Genomic DNA, 22,060 nt, shown 5'->3' with positions numbered 1-22,060 from the left:
AGTCATACCTCCAGCTTGTTCGCGAGCCGGATCTCGTCGACGATCCGGCCGATGATCCCGGTGATACCGAAGTCCCTGGGGGTGAAGACCGCCGCCACCCCGGCGGCCCGCAGCTCCCTGGCGTCGGCCGCCGGGATGATCCCGCCGACCACCACCGGGACGTCCCCCGCGCCGGCCTGCCGCAACCGTGCCAGCACTTCGGGCACCAGCGCCGCGTGCGAACCGGACAGGATCGACAGCCCCACGCAGTGCACGTCCTCGGCGACCGCCGCCGAGACGATCTGCTCCGGCGTCAGCCTGATCCCCTGGTAGACCACCTCGAAGCCGGCGTCCCTGGCGCGTACCGCGATCTGCTCGGCGCCGTTGGAGTGCCCGTCGAGCCCCGGCTTGCCGACCAGCAACCGCAGGCGGGCGCAGCCCAGTTCGGCCGCGGTGCCGGCCACCTTGCGCCGTACCGCGGCCAGTTCACCGCCCGGCTCGGCGGTCACCGCCACCGGGGCGCCGCTCACCCCGGTCGGGGCCCTGAACTCCCCGAAGACGTCACGCAGCGCGGAGGACCACTCACCGGTGGTGACGCCCGCCCGGGCGCACTCCAGGGTCGGCGCCATCAGATTCCCGGTGCCGGCCGCCGCGGAGCGCAGCGCGGACAGCGCCGTCAGGCACCGCTGTGCGTCCCGGTCCGCCCGCCAGTCGCGCAGCGCGGCCACCACCCGGGCCTCGGCGGCCGGGTCCACCGTCATGATCGCGGTGTCCGGATCGGCGGTCAGCGGACTGGGCTCGGTGGACTCGTAGCAGTTCACGCCGACGACCCTGTCCGCGCCGGACTCGATCCGGGCCCGCCGCTCGGCGTGCGCGGACACCAACCGGCCCTTCAGATAGCCGGATTCGACCGCGGCCAGCACGCCGCCCCGCTCCCGGACCTGCTCCATCTCGGCGTTCGCCGCCGCCACCAGTTCGGCGACCTTCGCCTCGACCACATGGCTGCCGGCGAAGACGTCCTCGTACTCCAGCAGGTCGCTCTCGTGCGCCAGCACCTGCTGCATCCGCAGGCTCCACTGCTGGTCCCACGGCCGGGGCAGGCCCAACGCCTCGTTCCAGGCCGGGAGTTGCACCGCCCGGGCACGGGCGTCCTTGGACAGGGTGACGGCGAGCATCTCCAGCACGATGCGCTGCACGTTGTTCTCCGGCTGCGCCTCGGTCAGGCCGAGCGAGTTGACCTGGACGCCGTAGCGGAAACGCCGCTGCCGCCGGTCCCGGACGCCGTACCGCTCACGCGTCACGGTGTCCCAGATCTGCCCGAAGGCGCGCATCTTGCACATCTCCTCGATGAAGCGCACCCCGGCGTTCACGAAGAAGGAGATCCGCCCGACCACGTCACCGCGCCGCTCCTCGGGCACCTGCCCGGACGCGAACACCGCGTCCAGTACGGCGATCGCGGTGGACATGGCGTAGGCGATCTCCTGGACCGGGGTGGCCCCCGCCTCCTGGAGGTGGTAGCTGCAGATGTTGATCGGGTTCCAGCGGGGCATGTGGTGCACGGTGTACGTGATCATGTCGGTGGTCAGCCGCAGCGACGGGCCCGGCGGGAAGACATGCGTCCCCCGGGAGAGGTACTCCTTGACGATGTCGTTCTGCGTGGTGCCCTGGAGCGCGGTGAGGTCGGCGCCCTGCTCCTCAGCCACCACCTGGTACAGCGCCAGCAGCCACATCGCGGTGGCGTTGATCGTCATCGAGGTGTTCGTCCGCTCCAGCGGGATGTCCTGGAACAGCCGCCGTACGTCCCCGAGATGGGCTATCGGCACGCCGACCCGGCCCACCTCGCCCAGCGCCAGCGCGTGGTCCGGGTCGTAACCGGTCTGCGTCGGCAGGTCGAACGCGACGGACAGGCCGGTCTGGCCCTTCGCCAGATTGCTCCGGTAGAGCTGGTTGGACGCCTCGGCGGACGAGTGGCCGGCGTAGGTCCGCATCAGCCAGGGCCGGTCCTTCCCGCCTTGTCCGCGGGGCGTCACGACGCCGCCCCCCGGAAGCGGTTGATCGCCGGCAGGTGCCTCGCCCGCAGTTCGGGGTCCGTCACGCCCAGGCCCTCGGCCGGGGCCAGCGCGAGGACGCCGACCTTGCCCTGATGGAGGTTGCGGTGCACGTCGTACGCGGCCTGGCCGGTGTCCGCCAGCGCGTAGGTACGGGACAGGGTGGGGTGGATACGGCCCTTGGCGACCAGGCGGTTGGCCTCCCACGCCTCGCGGTAGTTGGCGAAGTGCGAGCCGACGATCCGCTTGAGGCTCATCCACAGATAGCGGTTGTCGTACTCGTGGGTGTAACCGCTGGTGGAGGCGCAGGTGACGATCGTGCCGCCCTTGCGGGTGACGTACACCGAGGCGCCGAAGGTCTCGCGGCCCGGGTGCTCGAAGACGATGTCCACGTCCTCGCCGCCGGTCAGTTCGCGGATGCGCGCCCCGAAGCGCTTCCACTCGCGCGGGTCCTGGCGGTGCTCGTCCCGCCAGAAGCGGAAGCCCTCCGCTTCGCGGTCGATGATCGCCTCCGCGCCCATCTTCCGGCAGATCTCGGCCTTGTGCGGGCTGGACACCACACAGACCGGGGTCGCGCCGCCGGCCAGCGCGAACTGGGTGGCGTACGAGCCGAGTCCGCCGCTGGCGCCCCAGACCAGGACATTGTCGCCCTGCTTCATCCCGGCGCCGTTGCGTGAGACGAGCTGGCGGTAGGCGGTGGAGTTGACCAGGCCGGGGGCGGCGGCCTCCTCCCAGGTGAGATGCTCCGGCTTGGGCATCAGCTGGTTGGACTTCACCAGGGCTATCTCGGCCAGACCGCCGAAGTTCGTCTCGAAGCCCCAGATCCGCTGCTCCGGGTCGAGCATGGTGTCGTTGTGCCCGTCGGCGGACTCCAGCTCCACGCTCAGGCAGTGCGCGACGACCCGGTCGCCCGGCTTCCACCGGTTGACCCCGGGCCCGGTGCGCAGCACCACGCCGGACAGGTCGGAACCGATGACGTGGTACGGCAGATCGTGCCGCTTGCCGAGTGGCGAGGTGCGCCCGTAGCGCTCCAGGAAGGCGAAGGTGGGCACCGGCTCGAAGATCGAGGTCCACACCGAGTTGTAGTTGACGGAGCTGGCCATCACGGCCACCAGGGCCTCGCCGGGGCCGAGTTCGGGCACCGGCACCTCCTCCAGATGCAGCGAGGCGCGCGGGTCCTTGTCCCGGCTGGCGAGCCCGGCGAACATCTCGGCTTCGTCCTTGCGGACGGTGACGGCGCGGTACGCCTCGGGCAGTCTCGCAGCCGCGACATCGGCGGCCGAACTGTCCGGCGCGAGGATCGCGTCCAGGATTTCCTTCATATGACTCGCCTCCGGCGGAACGCTCCCTCGCGGTGCTCGCGGGAACGCGGGGGTCGATGGGGGAAGGGGTGCCGTCGTCGGTCCGGCGATCAGGTGCGTGTTCGGTCGGGCGGTGCGGACGCCGCGCGGTGCCGCGGTATCGCGCTGCCGCGCCGCTGCGGTGCTGCCTGGTGACGCAGGCTTCGGGCCGTCGGGACAGGCGGCCGGTCGCTCTCCCGGGTGCCGCTGGGAGGTGGCTTCACGGTATGGCACCGCGTGCCAGTCGTAAAGACACTGGGTGCCATGATTTTTTCTCATGTGTCGCCGGGTGTCCGCAGACGAGCGCCAGCGGCCGCCCGGATCGCACCGGACGGCCGCTGGGGTGCCACCGCCGCGCGGTGGACGTGATGTGTGGGGGTCAGGCCTTGCGCAGCGCTTCCTCGATGCTGCGCAGGATCTCCGCCGGGGAGGCGTCGGTACGGGCCACCGCGACCACCACCTCGCCGTGCCGGGAGACCACCGACGTCGGCTCGGCCGCACCCCTGACGGGTATCCGGCCGGCGCCGATCCCGGTGCCGAAGGTGGTCTTGATGACTTCGAAGGCATGATCGAGCTGCGTCTCCACATCGCCCTTGCCGCCCGCGCGCAGCCAGCGTCGCAGCACATGGTTGTGCGCCGCCACCACCGCTGACGCGGCCACCTCGGCCAGCAGCGGATCGTCGTCGCCGTCGCGGTGCGCGCCCTCGTCGAAATGGCCCAGCAGATAGCGGGTGAACAGCCGCTCGTAGCGGGCCACCGAGGCGATCTCCCGCTCGCGCAGCGTCGGCACCTCGCGGGTCAGCCGATAGCGCTCCACCGAGATCTCCGGCACCTGCGCGTACATCCGCAGCACCTCGGTGATGCCCCGGCACACCGTGTCCAGCGGGTGCTCGCGCGGGTCCGCCGAGTCCAGCACCGCCTGCACCCTGACCAGCGTGTCGTCGTGGTCCGGGAAGATCGCCTCTTCCTTGGAGCGGAAGTGCCGGAAGAAGGTCCGCCGGGCCACGCCGGCCGCCGCGGCGATCTCGTCGACGGTCGTCTCCTCGTACCCCTGCGTCGCGAACAGGCGCATCGCCGCCGACGCGAGATCCTGCCGCACCCGGTGGCGCTGCGCGGCGGCCTTCCGGCCGCTCGCGGTCTCGGGAACATCGGACTTCACGGACTGGGGCATGTGGGGAACGTAACACGCCGGAGCGCCCCGTCCGGCGGTCGGGGGAAAACCTCCACCGGCCGCCGGACGCGCCGGCCGGTGCTCTCCGCGCCGGCCGGGCGGCGCCTCAGCCGCGGGCGTACTCGCGGAAACCGCGACCGGTCTTGCGGCCCAGGCAGCCCGCCGACACCAGGTGCTCCAGCAGGGGCGCCGGGGCGAGGCCCGGGTCGCGGAACTCCCGGTGCAGCGCCCGCTCGATGGCCAGCGAGACGTCCAGGCCCACCACGTCCAGCAACTCGAAAGGGCCCATCGGATAGCCGCCGCCGAGCTTCATCGCCGTGTCGATGTCGTCCACGCTCGCGTAATGGTCCTGGACCATTTTCACCGCGTTGTTCAGATACGGGAAGAGCAGGGCGTTGACGATGAAGCCCGCCCGGTCCCCGCAGTCCACCGGGTGCTTGCCCAGCGCCCCGCACACCCGGTGCGCGGTGGTCAGCACATCCGGCGCGGTCAGGACCGTCCTGACCACCTCGACCAGTCGCATGGCCGGCGCCGGGTTGAAGAAGTGCAGTCCCAGCACGTCCTGCGGACGGCCGGTGGCGCGGGCGACGGCCACCACCGGCAGCGAGGAGGTGGTGGTGGCCAGCACGGCGCCGGGCTTGCACACCGTGTCGAGCGTCCGGAAGAGCCGCTGCTTGACCGACAGGTCCTCGGCCACCGCCTCCACCACCAGATCGGCGTCCGCCAGCGAGTCGTACGAGCCGCTCGGCGCGACCCGCGCCACCGCCTCGTCCCGCTGCTCCACGGTCAGCCGCCCCCTGGCCACCGAGCGGTCCAGCGACGCCGCCGTCCCGGCCGCCGCCAGCTCGGCCTTCTCCCGGCTCCTGGCCACCAGCGCCACACCGAAGCCGGCCTTCGCGAAGACCTCGGCGATGCCGGCCGCCATCGTCCCCGAACCGGCCACCCCGACCCGCCGCACGGTCCGCCCGGCGGCGGACCGCGGGTGCGCCGCCGGGCCGGGTGTCCGGTCGTCGGGCAGCACCGCCGAACTGCCCGGGCCCTCGTACGCGTAGAAGCCGCGCCCCGACTTGCGGCCCAGCAGTCCGGCCGCGGTCAGCTGCCTCAGCACCGGGGCGGGCGCGTGCAGCCGGTCGCGTGTCGCCTCGTACATCGCCTCCAGCACGGTGGTCGCGGTGTCGACGCCGATCAGGTCCAGCAGTGCCAGCGGCCCCATCGGCAGGCCGCACCCCAGCCGCATCGCGGCGTCGATGTCCTCCCGGCTGGCGTACCCCGCCTCGTACATCGCCGCGGCCTGGTTGAGGTAGCCGAACAGCAGCCCGTCCGCGATGAAGCCCGGCCGGTCGCCGACCGGCACCGGCTCCTTGCCCAGGGCGCGGACCAGCGAGACGACGGCCGCGGTGGCCTCCGGCGAGGTCAACACAGTGGAGACCACCTCCACCAGCTTCATGGCCGGCGCCGGCGCGAAGAAGTGCAGGCCCAGCACCCGGTCGGCGCGGCCGGTGCCGGCCGCCAGCCGGGTCACCGACAGCGCGTTGGTGCCGGTGGCCAGGATCGCGCCCGGTCGGGCGATCCGGTCCAGCGCGGTGAACACCTCGCGCTTGGCCGCCCAGCGCTCGTCCACCACCTCGATCACCAGATCGGCCTCGGCGGCGGCGTCCAGCGCGGGAAAGGTACGGAACCTGGCCAGCGCGCCGGCCCGTTCGGCGGCGGACATCCGGCCGCGCGCGACGGCCCGGGCGGTGGAGTTCTCCAGCCCGGCCACCGCGCGGCGGGCGGCGGCGGCATCGAGGTCGATCCCGATCACCTCGTACCCGCCGCGGGTCAGCACTTCGGCGATTCCGGTCCCCATGGTGCCCAGGCCCACGACGGCCAGCAGGGAAAAGGGAGGACGGGAGGGGGTGGTGCCGGCTCGGCCGTCGAGGCCGGCGAGCGGGGATGCGGCTGCGGAGGGACGGTCCATCGCGTGACTCCAGGGGCGTCGGGAACCGCGGGCGGCGAGCGCCTCGGCGGTGGGAGAGGGGAAGGAGTCGCGGGCCCCGCACGGGACCTGGCCCCGCGCGCCCGCGCCAATGCGGCGGGCCCCTGTCCCGGGGGCCTGCCCGCGATGCCGAACCGACGCGCCGATCACGGTGGCCGCGGTCGCGTCACCGACCGCCGGACACCCGGCCCTTCGAGGGTAACCGGTGGGTAACTTCACCGCCAGCCCCTTGCGCGTCTGATGGCGAACCCGAGCAGATGAGCGGAGCGCCGAGCCGGGTCAGCACGGCCGCCCCCCTACAGTGAGCCGATGGATTCCGCGTCACGCGACCGTCTGGCCCAAGTGCTCAGCGCCCCCGGTCACCCGCTGGAGGTACGGGAGGCCGCCGCCGTCGAACTCGCGGAGGCGGGGGACCGGCGGGCGTTCGAAACCCTCGCGCTGCTGCTCAACTACCGCGACGAGGCCCGGGCCCACCAGGCCGCGAAGGCCCTGCTGCGGCTCGGCGACCCGCGCACCGGGCGGGCGGCGGCCGCGCTCGCCACCAACCCGCTGCGGGTCGCGTACGCCCTGCCCGCCATCGGCCTGCTCGTCGAGCTGCGCGCGCCCGAAGCCGTACCGGCGCTCAGCGAAACCCTGGCGCGGCTGCGCGCCCAGCCGGGCCCGGCCCACGAACGCGTCGCGCGGGCCTGTGCGGAGGGCCTGGAAATCCTGGGGGCGGGCGCCGCGGACGGCCCCGGACCGGGCCGGGGGGAAGCTCCCGCCGAGCGGTAGGCGCCTCGTGCGTCCGGCTACAGGGCCCGGGCGTAGCGCAGTTCGCGCAGCGGGACACCGTCGTAGACCTCGGTCATCTCCAGACCGTCGGCGGTGAAGCCGGCCCGCCCGTAGAAGCGCCGGGCCCGGTGGTTGTCGGCGAGCACCCACAACAGCAGGCGGCGCCGGCCGGCTTCGGCCGCGTGCCGGACGACCTCGGCGGTCAGCGCCCGGCCGGCGCCGGTGCCGATCCGGTCGGGCCGTACATACAGCGCGTACAGCTCACCGTCCGCGCCGGTCCCCGGCTGCCCGCGATACGGGCCGAAGGCCGCCCAGCCCACCACCGATCCGCCGTCACCGCCACTGCCACCGCCGCCCCCGGCCGCCGCCGCTTCCACGGCCACCAGATTGCGTACCCGGCCGCCGCCCGCCGCGAGCGACCTGCGCCGGGCGGCCGTGTCCTCGGCCGCGTCCATCGCGTCCAGATAGCTCCGCGGGACCAGCCCCGCGTAAGCCGCCCGCCAGCCCGCGACCCGGATCGCGGAGACGGCCGGCACATCGTCGTCGGTCATCAGCCGTACGCGCACCATGCGCCGACTCTAGGAGAGGTCACAGCAGGGTGAGCTGGACGTCCCCGCCCGCCGGGGCGTCGCCGCCGCCGCTCCGGACCTCGTCCGTCGCCTCGTCCGTCGCTTCGTCCGCCGGCTGCTCCGCCCCGTCCGGTCGCGTCAGACGGCGCGGTCCGCCCGCCCGGGACGGGCCGCAGCCGAACTCGGCGGCGAACTCGTGCACCTGGCGGGTGACCTGCCGCTGATACCACTTCGGCGCGTAGGAACCGCCCGCGTACATCGTCTCGTAGCGCCGGACGAGATGCGGGTGGTGCCGGGCCAGCCAGGCCATGTACCACTCACGGGCCCCCGGCCGCAGGTGCAGCACCAGCGGGGTGATCGAGCCGGCGCCGGCCGCCGCGATCGCCCGTACCGTCGCCCGCAGCTGCTCGGGGGAGTCGCTCAGGAAGGGCAGCACCGGGGCCATCAGGACGGCCGGGGATATGCCGTTCGCGGCGAAGGTGCGGCACACGGCCAGCCGTGTGTCCGGGGACGGCGTGCCCGGCTCCACCGTGCGCCACAGCTCGCCGTCCACGAAACCGATGGACAGCGCGATGGACACGTCGGTGACGGTCGCGGCCTGCCGGATCAGTTCGAGGTCGCGCAGGATCAGCGAGCCCTTGGTGAGGATCGAGAACGGGTTGGCCCGGTCGCGCAGCGCTTCCAGGATGCCCGGCATCAGCCGGTAGCGGCCCTCGGCCCGCTGGTAGCAGTCCACATTGGTGCCCATCGCGACGTGCTCGCCCTTCCAGCGCGGTGCGGCGAGTTCGCGGCGCAGCAGCTCGGCCGCGTTGACCTTCACCACGATCTGCGAGTCGAAGTCGTGCCCGGTGTCGAGGTCGAGATAGCTGTGCGTCTTGCGGGCGAAGCAGTAGACGCACGCGTGGCTGCAGCCCCGGTACGGATTGATCGTCCATTCGAACGGCATCCGGGAGGCGCCCGGCACCCGGTTGAGGATCGAGCGGGCGCGTATCTCGTGGAAGGTGATGCCGCGGAAGCCGGGGGTGTCGAAGGTGCGGGTGGTCACCGCGTCCGAACCGAACAGCGCGCCCTCGGAGTCGTTGCGGTCCAGCTGGTCCCAGCGCATCGCGCCCTCCTTCGGTCGTCGGCCCCGTCTCCTCGTCCACAATAGAACATAAATTCGAAAAGCGAGTGTGGTTGGCTTTGCGACACGCGACACGCACCACGCGGCGCGTACGAGGAACCGAACCGAGGAGAAGTCATGGCGCTGGTCGAGGCCACCACGGAGCGCATCGTCGAAGCGGAGCCGGAGCGGGTGTACGACGCGCTGGCCGACTACGCCGGGACCCGCGGCCGGGTGCTCCCTGGGCAGTTCAGCGAGTACGAGGTCCGGGAGGGCGGCAAGGGCGCCGGCACCCTCGTGCACTGGAAGCTCCAGGCCACCAGCAAGCGGGTCCGGGACTGCCTGTTCGACGTCACCGCCCCCACCCCCGGGCAGCTCGTCGAGACCGACCGCAACTCCACGCTGGTCACCACCTGGGTCGTCACCCCGGCGGGCGAGGGCCGCAGCAAGGTCGTGGTCGGCACCACCTGGCAGGGCGCGGGCGGCGTCGGCGGCTTCTTCGAGCGCACCTTCGCGCCCAAGGGGCTCGGCCGGATCTACGACGAGGTGCTCGCCTCACTCGCGCAGCAGGTGGAGCAGCCGGCCGCGTGACGGCGGCTGGCCGGCCGGCCGCCGCTTCGTGACGCGGCGGCCGACCGCCCGGCTTCGGTTCCGGTTCCGGCTCCGGCTTCGGCTTCGGCTTTGTTCACTGATACGGGTGGTTTTGCCTACTTCCTGAGAATCGCCGCCCTCATCCATCGTTGTCGCCTCATGCGGGACACGGTGGCGAGAGCGGCGGGACGAGGGGAGCGGGCAGCGGTGAGTGGCACGCTGATCGAGCGGACGGCGGGCGTGGCGGCGCGGGCCGAGCAGGCTTCGCCGCGGCCGGAAGGCGCGGCGGAGCCGGGGCGCGCGGAGAGCCCCGGGCCCGAGGACGCCGGGGGCGGCGGGGTCCTGCCGCCGGACGCGGTGGGGCGGCCGGCGGCGGACCCGGCGGGCGACGCGGCGGATGACGCCGTGAGTGACGCGGTGGGCGGCCCGGCGGGTGACGCGGTGGGCGGCTCGGCGGGGGAGCTGACCCCGCGTCGCCTCCGACTGGTCTTCCTCGGCCTGATGCTCGCCCTGCTGCTGGCGGCACTCGACCAGATGATCGTCGCCACCGCGCTGCCGAAGATCGTCGGCGAACTGCACGGCCTGGACAAGATGTCCTGGGTGGTCACCGCCTATCTGCTGGCCTCCACCATCGGCCTGCCGATCTACGGCAAACTCGGCGACCTGTTCGGCCGCAAGATCGTCTTCCAGTTCGCCATCCTGACCTTCGTGGTCGGCTCCGCGCTGGCCGCCTGGTCCCGCACGATGGACGAGCTGATCGCCTTCCGCGCCGTCCAGGGCATCGGGGGCGGCGGGCTGATGATCGGTGTGCAGGCGATCATCGCCGACATCGTGCCGCCCCGGCAGCGCGGCCGGTACATGGGCCTGATCGGTGCCGCTTTCGGTGTTGCCTCGGTCGCGGGACCGCTGCTCGGCGGCTTCTTCACCGACCACGCCTCCTGGCGCTGGTGCTTCTCCATCAACATCCCCTTCGGCCTGGTCACCCTCGCCGTCATCACCGCGGTCCTCAAACTCCCCACCCCGCGGACCCGGCCCAGGCTCGATGTGCTCGGTGCCCTGCTGCTGGCCGCCGGATCGACGTGCCTGGTGCTGCTCACCACCTGGGGCGGCTCCACCTACGGCTGGCGGTCCCGGGAGATCCTCGCCCTGGGCGCGGGCACGCTGGTGTGCGGGCTGCTCTTCGTGGTCGTCGAGCGCTTCGCCGCCGAGCCGGTCATCCCGCTCCGCCTGTTCCGCGACGGGGTCTTCGTCACCTCGGGGCTGATCGGCGCCGTCGTCGGGGTCGGGCTGTTCGGCGCGGCCAGCTATCTGCCGACCTTCCTGCAGATGGTGGAGGGCGCCAGCGCCACCGGCTCCGGGCTGCTGATGCTCCCGATGATGCTCGGCGTCGTACTGGCCTCCATCGTCGGCGGCTCCCTGATCAGCCGCACCGGCCGCTACAAGGTCTTCCCCGTCGTCGGCGGAGCGCTGTCGGCGGTCGGCATGTATCTGCTGTCGCTGCTGGACGCGAACACCTCACGGCCCGAGTACAGCGTCTACATGGCGGTGCTCGGCCTGGGCATCGGCATGGTCCTGCCGGTCCTGGTGCTGGCGGTGCAGAACTCGGTGCGGCCCTCCGACATCGGCGCGGCCACCAGCGCCAACAACTACTTCCGGCAGATCGGCGGCTCGGTGGGCGCGGCCGTCTTCGGCACCCTGTTCGCCGATCGGCTGACGAAGCGGCTGGCCACCGAGCTGCCGCACGGCATCCGGCTGCCCGACCCGCAGTCGGTGACCCCCCAACTGGTCCGCACCCTGCCGGGACCCGTCCGCGCGGGCTATGTCCAGGCCTACGCCGACGCCATGCCGCGGATCTTCCTCTATCTCGTGCCGGTGCTCGTCCTCGGCTTCCTGTTCGCTTTCCTGCTCAAGGAGAAACCCCTGGTGACTCAGCAAGGCCCCGCCGCCCCGACGGCGTTCGACCCCGCGTTCGACTCCTCCTACGGACCCGAGCGCACCAGCGGGGGCGGTGTGCTGAACGATCTCAGCGGCTTCGCCGGGCCCGAGGCGGTGCCCGCCCCCCGCCGCCCGCACTTCGGCGGGGTCCCGGTGTGCGGCACCGTCCAGCACTCCGACGGCACATCGGTCGGCCGCGCCGCCCTCACCCTGATCGACGTCTCCGGCCGGCAGGTCGGCCGCGGCGCCACCGGCGAGGACGGGCGGTACGCGCTCAGCACCCCCGGCGGCGGCAGCTATGTGCTGATCGCGGCGGCCGGCGGCCACCAGCCGCAAGCCGTCAGCGTCACGGTGGGCGAGCATCCGGTGGAACTCGATGTGGTGCTGGGCGGCGCCGGACGGCTGGCGGGGGCGGTCCGCACCGCCGACGGCACCCCGGTCCGGGACGCGGTGGTGACCCTCACCGATGTGCGCGGCGATGTGGTGGCCAGTGCCCGCAGCGGGCGCGAGGGCCTGTACACACTGACCGAACTCGTCGCGGGCGAGTACACGCTGGCGGCCAGCGCGCCCGCCTTCCGGCCTGCGGCGCTCCCGGTGTCGGTGCAGGCGTCGCGCGAGACCCGCCAGGATGTGGAACTGGCCGGCGGCGCGGTGCTGCGCGGCGTCGTACGGGCTCCCGGCGGCCGCCTGGTGGAGGACGCCCGGGTCACCCTGCTGGACGCGGCGGGCAATGTGGTGGACTCGGTGACCACCGGTTCGGACGGGCACTTCCGCTTCGTGGACCTGGCGGCGGGCGAGTACACGGTGATCGCGGCCGGCTACCCGCCGGTGGCCACCGTGCTCCAGGTGGCCGGCGGGGGCCGTACCGAACGGGACATCCAGCTCGGTCACGAGGACTGAGCGGGGGACGCGCAGCGGTCAGCCGGACCCGGCGACGACCGGCTGGCCGCCGTCCTCGTCCTTGACCTCTTCCTTGTCGCACTGCGTACCGCGGATCAGCGCGTAGCTGCCGCCGATCCGGTACTTGCCGGCCCGTGGCGCGTACAGCCGGGTCCAGTCGCCGTCGGAGGTCAGACAGCCGTGCTTGTTGTCGGTGGCGCCCTCGATGCCCAGCACCGGGGACCACGGGATGCGCAGCAGGACCGAACCGGGTCCGGGCATCGACACGGTCAGCTCGGCTGGTCCGGCCTCGTCCACCACCGCCGGCGGATCGGCCAGCGGCTCGGAGCCGGTGACCTCGAACACCCGCCAGTTCGCGTCGTGCCAGATCGGGTGCAGCCAACTCTGCCCGGCCGCCACTATCTTCGCCTCGGCGACCGCGGCGCTGTCCGGCTGGTCGGAGGGCAGCACGACGTAGTTGACGCTCCAGCGGTGCAGCCAGGCCAGATACTCCGCGGGGGTGAGCTTGCCGTCGTAGAACAGCGGATTGCGCTCCACATCGGCCTGCCGGTTCCAGCCGCGGGCCAGATTGACGTACGGCGAGAGGCCCGAGGCCTCCCAGTGCGAGGCCAGCGGCACCACCTCGACCCGGCCGCGGTCGGCCCGCACCTCGCGCAGCTCGGAGATCAGCGGCGCGGCGTGCTTGACCGTGGAGGCCACCGCGGTGGTCGTCACCTCGTCGACGATCGGCTTGACGATCTGCCAGGTCGCCACCCCGGCGAACGCCAGCCACACCGCGAGGGTCCGGCGGGTGCCCCAGGTGGTGCCCATCGCCACTATCAGCAGCACGGTGCCGCCGAACAGCAGCGCCAGCCGCTCCACATTGCTGCCGATCGGTGACGGGATGAGCCAGGTCAGCACCACACCCACCGCGTACACCGACGTGCCCAGGTGGATGGACCGCCACGACTTCGGCACCAGCTTCACGATCGCCAGCGAGACGCCCAGCGGGATGATCGCGAGATACCACTTGAAGGGCTGCACTCCGTAGAAGGGGAACAGCAGCGAGGTCGCACCCACCACCAAGGGCGGGGCGGCCCCCAGGATGTAGGCGTCCTTCCGGCGCTTGGTGAGGAACAGCGCCGCCGCGACGACCAGCAGGAACAGCCCGGCCACCGGACTGCACATGGTGGCCAGCGCCGCCAGTGCAGTCGCCAGCGCCAGCCGGGTGGAGTGGGCGCGGACGGCCCCTTCGGCCGGGAACAGCAGTACGGTCGCCACCAAGGCGAACAGCATGCCGAGCGCGAAGGTCACCCGCCCTGACACGACATCACACCAAAGAGCGAACACGGTCCACAGCACCGGCAGCAGCGGACGCTTCACCCCGGCGCGCAGCAGCAGCGCCGCGGTCAGCGTCGTCGACAGGGTGCCGGCCAGCACCGCGGTGGTCCGCACGCCGAGCGCCGCCATGACATAAGGCGACAGAATGCTGTAGGACGCGGGGTGCATTCCGCCGTACCAGGACAGATTGTACGAGGCCGATGGATGTGCCCGTATGAAATTCGTCCAGGCGTATTGCGCGGCCATGTCACCGGAGTCCTTGGCCAGATAGAGCGCCCACAGCAGATGCAGCACTCCGGCGGCGGCGGTGGCGAGGAGAACGGGGTGGCGCGGGTCCACCCGTTTGATCACATCCCACGGACCACGGACGACGGCGAAGCGCGCGGGCTGCCAGGTGGTCACATGGCCTCTTCCGGTAGCGGGGGCTGGAACTTCCCGGCCGGGTCCCGTCCGGCGGGATCGAACCACTGCTCCGGGGCAGAGTTCGAACAGAGGGTTTGGACGCTAGCACGGCCGGTTCGGTTGCTTATGCGCGGGCGTGCGCGTGCTTTTCTGCTTTGCCTGGTCTCGTGCCGCCTTCGGTACGCGGCGTGGCGGCGCCGCCACCAGGCCGGGCCCTGGCTAGGGGCGACCGCGCGCCCGGGGCGGGGGCGCCGAGCCGGTCCCCCGGGGTGATCGCTGGGTGAACAGCCGCTGGCCGCAGGGGAGTTCACGGGGGACAGCATACGCATCAGGGGCCGGTGGCAGGGTGGTCCGCGCGCGGTACGGGCCGATCTTCCAAGGTCTGGACCACTGAAGTTATCCACAGGCCGGCGATCGAACCTGGCAGCGGCGTCCCGCCGCCGCGTAACGTGCTGGGCATGAAGATCCTGATCTCCGCGGACATGGAAGGCGCGACCGGGGTGACCTGGCCGGCCGACGTGCTGCCCGGCAGCGAGCAGTGGCAGCGCTGCCGCCATATGTTCACCTCGGACGTCAATGCCGCCGTGCAGGGCTTCTTCGACGGCGGCGCCGACGAGGTGCTGATCAACGAGGCGCACTGGTCCATGCGCAACCTGCTGCTGGAGAAGCTGGACGAGCGCGCCGAGATGCTCACCGGCCGGCACAAGGACCTGTCCATGGTCGAGGGCGTGCAGCACGGCGATGTCGACGGCATCGCCTTCGTGGGCTACCACACCGGCGCCGGCACCGAAGGGGTGCTCGCCCACACCTACCTCGCCAACTCCATCACCGGCGTGTGGGTCAACGGCGAGCCCGCCAGCGAGGGCCGGCTCAACGCGCTGGTGGTCGCCGAGTACGGCGTCCCCGTCGTCCTCGTCACCGGCGACGACCGCACCGGGCTCGACGCCGCGGGCTACGCGCCGAGGGCCCGCACCGTCGCGGTCAAGGACTACGTGTCGCGGTACGCGGCGGTCTGCCGCCCGCCGGCCCGTACCGCCGCCCACATCCGTACCGCCGCGAAGGAGGCCACCGCGCTCGCCGTGCGGCACGAACCCGTGCAGGCGGGGCCCTTCACGGTGGAGTTGGAGTTCGACGCGGCGCACCTGGCCGGCGCCGCGACCGTGGTGCCCGGGGTGGAGCACTCCGGGCAGCGGCGGGTCGCCTACACCCTGCCGAACATGTACGAGGGCATCAGGGCCTTCAAGGCCGTCACCACGCTCGTCTCGCAGGCCGTGGAGGAACAGTATGGGTGAGCAGCAGCAGTCCGGGACGCGGGCCGGCCGGCCGGTGGATCCATCGGCCGGAGTCGACGCCCAGGCGCTGGACGAAGCCGTGTGCTTCACCTCCGACCTGATCCGGATCGACACCACCAACCGGGGCGGCGGCGACGGCAGGGAGCGGCAGGCCGCGGAGTACATGGCCGAGCAGCTGGCCGGCGCCGGGATCGAGGCGCGGGTGCTGGAGTCCGCCCCGGGCCGGGCCAACACGGTGGCGCGCATCGCCGGCACCGACCCGACCGCCGACGCCCTGCTGGTCCACGGCCACCTCGACGTGGTGCCCGCCGAACCCGCCGACTGGAGCGTGCCGCCCTTCTCCGGCGAGATCATCGACGGGGTGATCTGGGGCCGCGGCGCCATCGACATGAAGAACACCGTCTCGATGGTGCTCGCCACCGTCCGCGGCTGGGCCCGCACCGGGCGGCGGCCCGCGCGCGACATCGTGCTCGCCTTCACCGCCGACGAGGAGGACAGCGCCGCCTACGGCGCCGGTTATCTGGTCAAGGAGCACGCCGACCTGTTCGAGGGCTGCACCGAGGCGATCAGTGAGTCCGGCGCCTACACCTTCCACGCCGGTGGCGGCCTGCGGATCTATCCGGTGGCGGCCGGTGAGCGCGGCACCGCCTGGATGAAGCTCACCGCGAACGGCCGGGCCGGCCACGGCTCCAAGGTCAACGAGGAGAACGCGGTCAGTCGTCTCGCCGCGGCCGTCGCCCGGATCGGCGAGCACCGCTGGCCGGTCCGGATCACCGACACCGTACGGGCCGCGCTCGTCGAGCTCGCGGCCCTGCACGGCCTGCCCGCCGACCTGGACGACGTGGACACGCTGCTCGACCGGCTCGGCCCGGCCGCCGCACTGGTCCGGCCCACGGTCCGCAACAGCGCCAATCCGACGATGCTGCAGGCCGGTTACAAGGTGAATGTCATCCCCGGGGCCGCCACCGCCTTCGTCGACGGGCGGATCGTGCCCGGCGGCCAGGAGGAGTTCACCAGCACCATCGACCGGCTCACCGGCCCGGACGTCTCCTGGGAGTACTACCACCACGAGGTGCCCCTCACCGCGCCGGTGGACGCGCCCGTCTACGCGGCCATGCGGGAGGCGCTGGAGCACTTCGACCCGCAGGGGCACGTGGTGCCGTTCTGCATGTCCGGCGGCACCGACGCCAAGCAGTTCTCCCGGCTGGGCATCACCGGCTACGGATTCTCACCGCTGAAGCTGCCGCCCGGCTTCGACTACCAGGCGCTGTTCCACGGCGTGGACGAAAGGGTGCCGGTGGACGCACTGCACTTCGGGGTGCGGGTGCTGGACCGCTTCATGCGGGGCGCGGGCACCGCGGCTGCCCCGGGCACGCCCGGCTCGCCGGGCACGGCGGATTCCCCCGTCACATCGGGCGCGCGCGGCGAGGAGGCCGGGGCATGACCATCCCCACCGCACAGAGTCCCGCCTACGGCACCTGGCCCTCGCCGGTGGACGCCGCGACCGCCGCCGCGCACGGCGGACAGCCGGAGTCCGTCGGTGTGGTCGGTGACGAGGTGTGGTGGACCGCGCCGCGGCCCGCCGAAGCCGGCCGCCGGGCGCTGATCCGCCGCAAGGCCGACGGCACCGAGGAGTGCCCGCTGCCCGCCCCCTGGAACGTGCGAAGCCGCGTCATCGAGTACGGCGGCACCCCATGGGCCGGCGCGGTCGTCGACGGCGCGCCGCTGATCGTCTTCGTCCACCACGGCGACCAGCGACTCTACGCCTTCCGCCCCGACCGGCCGGAGCAACCGCCCGAGCCACTGACCCCCGTCTCCCTGGTCGGTGACGGGCTGCGCTGGGCGGACCTCACCCTGCATCCCGGACGGGGCGAGGTCTGGGGTGTGCTGGAGGAGTTCACCGGCGAACTGCCCACCGACGTCCGACGGGTGCCGGCCGCCGTGCCGCTCGACGGCGCCGCGGCCGACGATCGCGGCGCGGTACGCGAACTGGTCGCCGCCACCCATCGCTTCGTCACCGGGCCGCGGCTCTCCCCGGACGGCCGGCAGGCGGTCTGGCTGGCCTGGGACCATCCGCGGATGCCATGGGACGGCACCGAGCTGCGGATCGCCGACCTCGACGACGCCTCCGGGGTGTTCGGCGCCGCCCGTACCCTGATCGGCGGGCCCAAGGAGTCGGTCGCCCAGGCCGACTGGGCCGCCGACGGCACCCTGCTGGCCGCCACCGACCGTTCCGGCTGGTGGAATCTGCACCGGGTGGACACCTCGACCGGCGAGGCGGTCAACCTGCTGCGCCGCGAGGAGGAGTTCGCCGGGCCGCTGTGGAAACTCGGCTACCGCTGGTTCACGCCGCTCGACCACGGCCTGGTCGCCGTACTGCACGGAGTCGGCGCCCAGCGGCTCGGGCTGCTCGACCCGGTCACCGGCCGGCTCACCGACCCGCCCGGCCGCTGGACCGAATGGGCCCCGGCCCTGGCCGCCACCGGCAGCCGCGTCATCGGCATCGCGGCCGGCGCCCGCACCTCGTACGAGATCGTGGAGCTGGACATGTCGACCGGCCACGCCCGGGTGATCGGCGCCGCCCACCACGACACCGTGGACCCGGCCTACCTCCCCGAGGCCGCCCACCGCGTCTTCGACGGACCCGGCGGCCGGGAGGTGCACGCCCACATCTATCCGCCCCGGCACCCGGACCACTCCGCCGAGGGCCCGGTCCCCTACGTGGTGTGGGCGCACGGCGGTCCCACCAGCCGGGCCGCGATGGTGCTCGACCTGGAGATCGCCTACTTCACCTCGCGTGGCATCGGCGTCGCCGAGGTCAACTACGGCGGTTCCACCGGCTACGGACGCGCCTACCGCGAGCGGCTTCGCGAGCAGTGGGGCGTGGTGGACGTCGAGGACTGCGCGGCGGTCGCCGAAGGACTCGTCGCCGAGGGCGCGGCCGACCCGGCCCGGCTGGCCGTCCGCGGCGGCAGCGCCGGCGGCTGGACCAGTGCGGCCGCTCTCACCACCACGAGCACCTACGCCTGCGGCGCGGTGAGCTATCCGATCCTCGACCTCACCGGCTGGTCGAAGAACGGCGGCGAGACCCACGACTTCGAGTCCCAGTACCTGGAGTCCCTGGTCGGGCCGGTGGACGAGGTGCCCGACCGCTACCGGGACCGCTCACCGGTCAGCCACGCGGACCGGGTCACGGCGCCCTTCCTGCTGCTCCAGGGCCTGGACGACGTCATCTGCCCGCCGGCGCAGTGCGAAAGGTTCCTGGCCGAGGTGGCCGGGCGCGGCATCCCGCACGCCTATCTCTCCTTCGCGGGCGAAGGTCACGGCTTCCGCCGGCTGGAGACCCTGGTGACCGCCCTGGAGGCCGAACTCTCCCTCTACGGCCAGGTGTTCGGCTTCACCCCGGCAGGCGTCCCACCGCTGGAGCTGTCCACATGAGCCCCGATACGAGCCCCGATACGCGGGCTGACACGAGCGGGGGCAGTGGCGGAACTGGCGGCGCGCGTCGGTCCGGGCCGGCGCCCGTGCCGGGGCTGGTCCGCCCCCGGCGGCTGGTGCCCGGTGACCGGATCGGGATCGTCGCGCCCAGCGGCCCCGTCCCGCGCGAACGGCTCGACGCCGGCCTGGAGATCCTCCGGGGCTGGGAACTCGAACCCGTGGTGGCGCCGCACGTCCTGGACGAGCACTCCTCGGGCTATCTCGCGGGCACCGACCAGGACCGGGCCGCCGATCTCACCCGGGCCTGGTGCGACCCGACGCTCGCGGCCGTCCTGTGCGCCCGGGGCGGCTACGGCGTGCAGCGGATGGTGGACCTGCTGGACTGGTCGGCGATGCGGGACGCGGCACCGAAGGCCTTCATCGGCTACAGCGACATCACCGCGCTGCACGAGGCGTTCGCCACCCGGCTGGGCCTGGCCACGCTGCACGGGCCGATGGCCGCCACCGAGGTGTTCCTCAAGGACGAGCCCAGCCGGGACCGCTTGCGGCGCACCCTCTTCGCCCCGGAGCAGGAACAGGCGCTGGGCTCGCCGACCGCCCGCACCCTGGTGCCCGGCAGGGCGGAAGGCGTGACCCTCGGCGGCTGCGTGAGCCTGCTGGCCGCCGGCCTGGGCACACCCGGGGCCCGGCCGTCCGCGGCCGGCGGCATCCTGCTGCTGGAGGACATCGGCGAGGAGGCATACCGGCTGGACCGCATCCTGACCCAGCTGCTGCGCTCCGGCTGGCTGGACGGCGTGGCCGGCATCGTGCTGGGCTCCTGGCAGGACTGCGGCCCTTATGACGAAGTGCGGGCCCTGATGCTGGACCGGCTCGGCGGCCTCGGCGTGCCCGTCGTGGAGGAGTTCGGCTTCGGCCACTGCGCCTCCACGCTGACGCTGCCGCTGGGCCTGTCCGCCGTCCTGGACGCGGACGCCGCCACCCTCACCCTGGAGCTGCCGGCGCTGGTCTGACCGCCGAACGGGGCGCAGGGGCGGGGGCCACGCCCTGGTGGCCGGGCTCGGGTCACCGATCGTGGCGTCCGAAGCGGCCACCGGCCCCGGCCCGGGCGGCCGTCAGCTCGGGGCGGCCGGGAGCACCACCTCGAAGCGGCAGCCGCCGGGGACGTTGCGGACGGCGGCGCGGCCGTGATGGGCCTCGACGATGCCGCGCACGATGGCCAGCCCGAGACCCGCGCCGGCCGGCGGGGTCCGGGCGCCCGTGCCACGCCAGCCGGTGTCGAAGACCCGGGGCAGGTCGTCGGGCGGGATGCCCCCGCAGCCGTCGGTGACCGAGAGCACCACCGAGTCGGACTCGGTGTCCCGGCGCGCCGAGACCGCGACCGTGCCGTCGGCGGGGGTGCGGTGGATCGCGTTGGTGAGCAGATTGGCCAGCACCCGGGTCATCTCCCGCCCGTCGACCTCCACCGGTATCGGCTCCACACCGTCGCCGACCAGCCGCACCCCGTGCTCGGCGGCCAGCAGACCGGCGCCGGCGATCGCGTCGCCCACCAGGTCGTAGACGGACATCCGCATGGGGGACAGGGCGAGCACTCCGGCCTGGATGCGGGAGAGCTCGAAGAGGTCGCCGACCATGTCGCTGAGCCGGTCCACCTCGACCCGGATCTGCTGGTGGTAGCGGGCCGGATCGGGCGCGATGCCGTCCTCCAGCGCCTCCGTCATCGCCCGCAGCCCGGCCAGCGGGGTGCGCAGGTCGTGCGATATCCACGCCACGAGTTCACGGCGGGAGGCCTCCAGCGCGCGCTCGCGCTCCCGCGAGGTGGCCAGCTTGGCACTGGTGGCCGCCAACTGGCGGCCCAGGTCGGCCAGTTCGGCCGTCGGGGCGCCCGCGGGCGCGGCGAAGGCGTCGCCGTCCCCGAACGCCCGGGCCGCCTCGGCCAGCGCCCGGCTGCCCGCCACCACCTGCCGCCCCAGCAGCAGGGTGACGCCCAGCGAGACCACCCCGGCTATGGCGCAGACCGTCGTCACCACCCCCAGATCGTGCTCGGACAGGAACATCGCCCACGCCACCGACAAGGTGCCGGCCAGCATCGCCGCGACCGTGACCCCGGCCACCACCGCCAGGGACAAGGTGACCGAGCGGTGCCGCAGCAGCCGCAGCACGACGGCGCCCAGCAGCCCGGCCGCCGCGGCGCCGACAGCGGCGTAGGCCGCGATGACGAGCAGATCACGCACCATCATCACCGTGCTCACCGTGCTCGCTGTGTCCACCGCGTCCACCCCCGTCCGCGGAGACACCGGCGGCGGGCGCCGCCTCCCCCTGCGCGGCGCCGTCCCCCACGCCGTCCCCGGAGCTCTCTCCCGCGCCCTCCTCCGGGTCGAAGCGGTAGCCCACACCCCACACCGTGCTGATCAGCCGGGGTCTGGCCGGATCGTCCTCGACCTTCTCCCGCAGCCGCCGCACATGCACGGTCACCGTCGACAGATCGCCGAACTCCCAGCCCCACACCCGCCGCATCAGCTCCTCCCTGCCGAGCACCCGCCCCGGGTGCCGCAGGAAGAACGCCAGCAGGTCGAACTCCCTGATCGTCAGCGGCAGCTCCTCCCCGCCGTGCAGCGCGCGGCGCGCCGCCGGGTCGAGGGCCAGCGAGCCGGACCGCAGCCAGGGCCCGGCCGCCGGGGTGCTGCCCGCCCGGCGCAGCACCGACTCCACCCGCAGCACCAGCTCGCGCGGGCTGAACGGCTTGGTGACGTAGTCGTCCGCGCCCACCTCGAGACCGAGGATGCGGTCGTCCTCGTCACCGCGGGCGGTGAGCATCACCACCGGAAGCGGGCCGTCCTCCCTGATCCGTCGGCAGACCTCCAGGCCGTCCATGCCCGGCAGCATCAGATCCAGCACCACCAGGTCCGGCCGCAGCAGCGCCGCGCGCCGCACCGCGGTCGGTCCGTCCGCGACCCGCTCCACGTCGAAGCCCGCCCGGTCGAGATAGCCGGCGACGACCTCGGCGACGGTCGGATCGTCGTCGACCACGAGGATGCGTCGCCGCGCGGGCGGAAGATCCCCGGTCGGCACGGAAACGGGTGCGCTGCTCATGCGGTCGAGTCTGTCACCCGCCACTGACAGTCACCATGGCCCGCGGCTCGCCGGCCGTCCGCCGTCCGCATTCCGTAAGGATCGGCGGCCCGCCCGCACTCCGCCCGGATGCCCGCCGGCACCGGGCCGGCGCC

At 73.1% G+C, this 22,060-nt stretch carries 16 protein-coding genes; 7 read left to right on the top strand and 9 right to left on the bottom strand.

Annotated features, from left to right (window positions below):
* Positions 1–2: 2 nt before the first annotated feature.
* The 4 genes from ACFO3J_RS05850 to ACFO3J_RS05835 form a co-directional block, all read right to left on the bottom strand.
* Positions 3–2,009: a protein meaA gene (locus ACFO3J_RS05850; RefSeq protein ID WP_386426766.1), complete on the bottom strand. Its 2,007-nt coding sequence runs from the start codon at positions 2,007–2,009 to the stop codon at positions 3–5.
* On the bottom strand, positions 2,006–3,349 hold the full coding sequence (gene ccrA, locus ACFO3J_RS05845) for a crotonyl-CoA carboxylase/reductase (protein WP_386426764.1): 1,344 nt from the start codon (positions 3,347–3,349) through the stop codon (positions 2,006–2,008). The genes ACFO3J_RS05850 and ccrA overlap by 4 nt, the downstream gene beginning before the upstream one ends.
* 397 nt (positions 3,350–3,746) lie before the next feature.
* Positions 3,747–4,538, bottom strand: coding sequence for a TetR family transcriptional regulator (locus tag ACFO3J_RS05840; protein WP_386426762.1), 792 nt, complete (start codon positions 4,536–4,538; stop codon positions 3,747–3,749).
* A 106-nt stretch (positions 4,539–4,644) separates the two neighbouring features.
* Complete coding sequence (locus ACFO3J_RS05835) at positions 4,645–6,387, bottom strand: 3-hydroxyacyl-CoA dehydrogenase family protein (RefSeq protein ID WP_386426929.1); 1,743 nt, start codon at positions 6,385–6,387, stop codon at positions 4,645–4,647.
* 438 nt (positions 6,388–6,825) lie between these two features.
* On the opposite strand from ACFO3J_RS05835, the gene ACFO3J_RS05830 reads away from it, so the two are divergent.
* On the top strand, positions 6,826–7,287 hold the full coding sequence (locus tag ACFO3J_RS05830; RefSeq protein ID WP_386426760.1) for an adenylosuccinate lyase: 462 nt from the start codon (positions 6,826–6,828) through the stop codon (positions 7,285–7,287).
* A 17-nt stretch (positions 7,288–7,304) separates the two neighbouring features.
* Here ACFO3J_RS05830 and ACFO3J_RS05825 read toward each other — a convergent pair whose 3' ends face one another.
* Together ACFO3J_RS05825 and ACFO3J_RS05820 are read right to left on the bottom strand one after the other, a co-directional pair.
* Positions 7,305–7,856, bottom strand: a complete 552-nt coding sequence (locus tag ACFO3J_RS05825) for a GNAT family N-acetyltransferase (protein ID WP_386426758.1) — start codon at positions 7,854–7,856, stop codon at positions 7,305–7,307.
* Positions 7,857–7,875: 19 nt separating this feature from the next.
* On the bottom strand, positions 7,876–8,961 hold the full coding sequence (locus ACFO3J_RS05820) for an Rv2578c family radical SAM protein (RefSeq protein ID WP_386426756.1): 1,086 nt from the start codon (positions 8,959–8,961) through the stop codon (positions 7,876–7,878).
* Between the two features lie 135 nt (positions 8,962–9,096).
* Between ACFO3J_RS05820 and ACFO3J_RS05815 the strand changes: the two genes are divergently transcribed.
* Positions 9,097–9,549: an SRPBCC family protein gene (locus ACFO3J_RS05815; protein WP_386426754.1), complete on the top strand. Its 453-nt coding sequence runs from the start codon at positions 9,097–9,099 to the stop codon at positions 9,547–9,549.
* 207 nt (positions 9,550–9,756) lie between these two features.
* Positions 9,757–12,384, top strand: a complete 2,628-nt coding sequence (locus ACFO3J_RS05810; protein WP_449343638.1) for an MFS transporter — start codon at positions 9,757–9,759, stop codon at positions 12,382–12,384.
* A gap of 18 nt (positions 12,385–12,402) precedes the next feature.
* Here the strand turns inward: ACFO3J_RS05810 and ACFO3J_RS05805 are convergent, their stop codons facing one another.
* Positions 12,403–14,106, bottom strand: a complete 1,704-nt coding sequence (locus ACFO3J_RS05805) for an MFS transporter (protein WP_386426750.1) — start codon at positions 14,104–14,106, stop codon at positions 12,403–12,405.
* Positions 14,107–14,564: 458 nt separating this feature from the next.
* Here ACFO3J_RS05805 and ACFO3J_RS05800 point away from each other — a divergent pair, with 458 nt between their 5' ends.
* From ACFO3J_RS05800 to ACFO3J_RS05785, 4 genes are all read left to right on the top strand, one after another.
* On the top strand, positions 14,565–15,398 hold the full coding sequence (locus tag ACFO3J_RS05800; RefSeq protein ID WP_386426748.1) for a M55 family metallopeptidase: 834 nt from the start codon (positions 14,565–14,567) through the stop codon (positions 15,396–15,398).
* Positions 15,391–16,842 carry a M20/M25/M40 family metallo-hydrolase gene (locus ACFO3J_RS05795; protein ID WP_386426746.1) on the top strand — a complete coding sequence of 484 codons (1,452 nt, stop codon included), beginning with the start codon at positions 15,391–15,393 and terminating at the stop codon, positions 16,840–16,842. Before ACFO3J_RS05800 ends, ACFO3J_RS05795 begins: the two co-directional genes overlap by 8 nt.
* The gene (locus ACFO3J_RS05790) at positions 16,839–18,836 is read left to right on the top strand and encodes a prolyl oligopeptidase family serine peptidase (protein ID WP_386426744.1); all 1,998 of its coding nucleotides are present in this window, start codon (positions 16,839–16,841) and stop codon (positions 18,834–18,836) included. Before ACFO3J_RS05795 ends, ACFO3J_RS05790 begins: the two co-directional genes overlap by 4 nt.
* Positions 18,837–18,922: 86 nt before the next feature.
* Entirely contained in the window at positions 18,923–19,846 is a 924-nt protein-coding gene (locus ACFO3J_RS05785; RefSeq protein WP_386426742.1) for a S66 peptidase family protein, read from the top strand.
* Positions 19,847–19,948: 102 nt separating this feature from the next.
* Here ACFO3J_RS05785 and ACFO3J_RS05780 read toward each other — a convergent pair whose 3' ends face one another.
* Both ACFO3J_RS05780 and ACFO3J_RS05775 read right to left on the bottom strand, forming a co-directional pair.
* Positions 19,949–21,070 carry a sensor histidine kinase gene (locus ACFO3J_RS05780; RefSeq protein ID WP_386426928.1) on the bottom strand — a complete coding sequence of 374 codons (1,122 nt, stop codon included), beginning with the start codon at positions 21,068–21,070 and terminating at the stop codon, positions 19,949–19,951.
* The gene (locus ACFO3J_RS05775) at positions 21,060–21,926 is read right to left on the bottom strand and encodes a response regulator transcription factor (RefSeq protein ID WP_386426740.1); all 867 of its coding nucleotides are present in this window, start codon (positions 21,924–21,926) and stop codon (positions 21,060–21,062) included. The genes ACFO3J_RS05780 and ACFO3J_RS05775 overlap by 11 nt, the downstream gene beginning before the upstream one ends.
* Between the last annotated feature and the right edge of the window lie 134 nt (positions 21,927–22,060).

The organism is Streptomyces polygonati, from assembly GCF_042650325.1.
In the GTDB taxonomy this organism is placed as follows: Bacteria; Actinomycetota; Actinomycetes; order Streptomycetales; family Streptomycetaceae; genus Actinacidiphila; species Actinacidiphila polygonati.
This window is presented reverse-complemented; position numbering and strand designations above follow the sequence as displayed.

What these genes read in the sequence shown, in the direction of transcription:
- ccrA (WP_386426764.1), bottom strand. Translation starts at nt 3,349, where the DNA reads ATGAAGGAAATCCTGGACGCGATCCTCGCGCCGGACAGTTCGGCCGCC.
- ACFO3J_RS05840 (WP_386426762.1), bottom strand. Translation starts at nt 4,538, where the DNA reads ATGCCCCAGTCCGTGAAGTCCGATGTTCCCGAGACCGCGAGCGGCCGG.
- ACFO3J_RS05835 (WP_386426929.1), bottom strand. Translation starts at nt 6,387, where the DNA reads ATGGGGACCGGAATCGCCGAAGTGCTGACCCGCGGCGGGTACGAGGTG.
- ACFO3J_RS05830 (WP_386426760.1), top strand. Translation starts at nt 6,826, where the DNA reads ATGGATTCCGCGTCACGCGACCGTCTGGCCCAAGTGCTCAGCGCCCCC.
- ACFO3J_RS05825 (WP_386426758.1), bottom strand. Translation starts at nt 7,856, where the DNA reads ATGGTGCGCGTACGGCTGATGACCGACGACGATGTGCCGGCCGTCTCC.
- ACFO3J_RS05820 (WP_386426756.1), bottom strand. Translation starts at nt 8,961, where the DNA reads ATGCGCTGGGACCAGCTGGACCGCAACGACTCCGAGGGCGCGCTGTTC.
- ACFO3J_RS05815 (WP_386426754.1), top strand. Translation starts at nt 9,097, where the DNA reads ATGGCGCTGGTCGAGGCCACCACGGAGCGCATCGTCGAAGCGGAGCCG.
- ACFO3J_RS05800 (WP_386426748.1), top strand. Translation starts at nt 14,565, where the DNA reads ATGAAGATCCTGATCTCCGCGGACATGGAAGGCGCGACCGGGGTGACC.
- ACFO3J_RS05795 (WP_386426746.1), top strand. Translation starts at nt 15,391, where the DNA reads ATGGGTGAGCAGCAGCAGTCCGGGACGCGGGCCGGCCGGCCGGTGGAT.
- ACFO3J_RS05790 (WP_386426744.1), top strand. Translation starts at nt 16,839, where the DNA reads ATGACCATCCCCACCGCACAGAGTCCCGCCTACGGCACCTGGCCCTCG.
- ACFO3J_RS05780 (WP_386426928.1), bottom strand. Translation starts at nt 21,070, where the DNA reads ATGGTGCGTGATCTGCTCGTCATCGCGGCCTACGCCGCTGTCGGCGCC.
- ACFO3J_RS05775 (WP_386426740.1), bottom strand. Translation starts at nt 21,926, where the DNA reads ATGAGCAGCGCACCCGTTTCCGTGCCGACCGGGGATCTTCCGCCCGCG.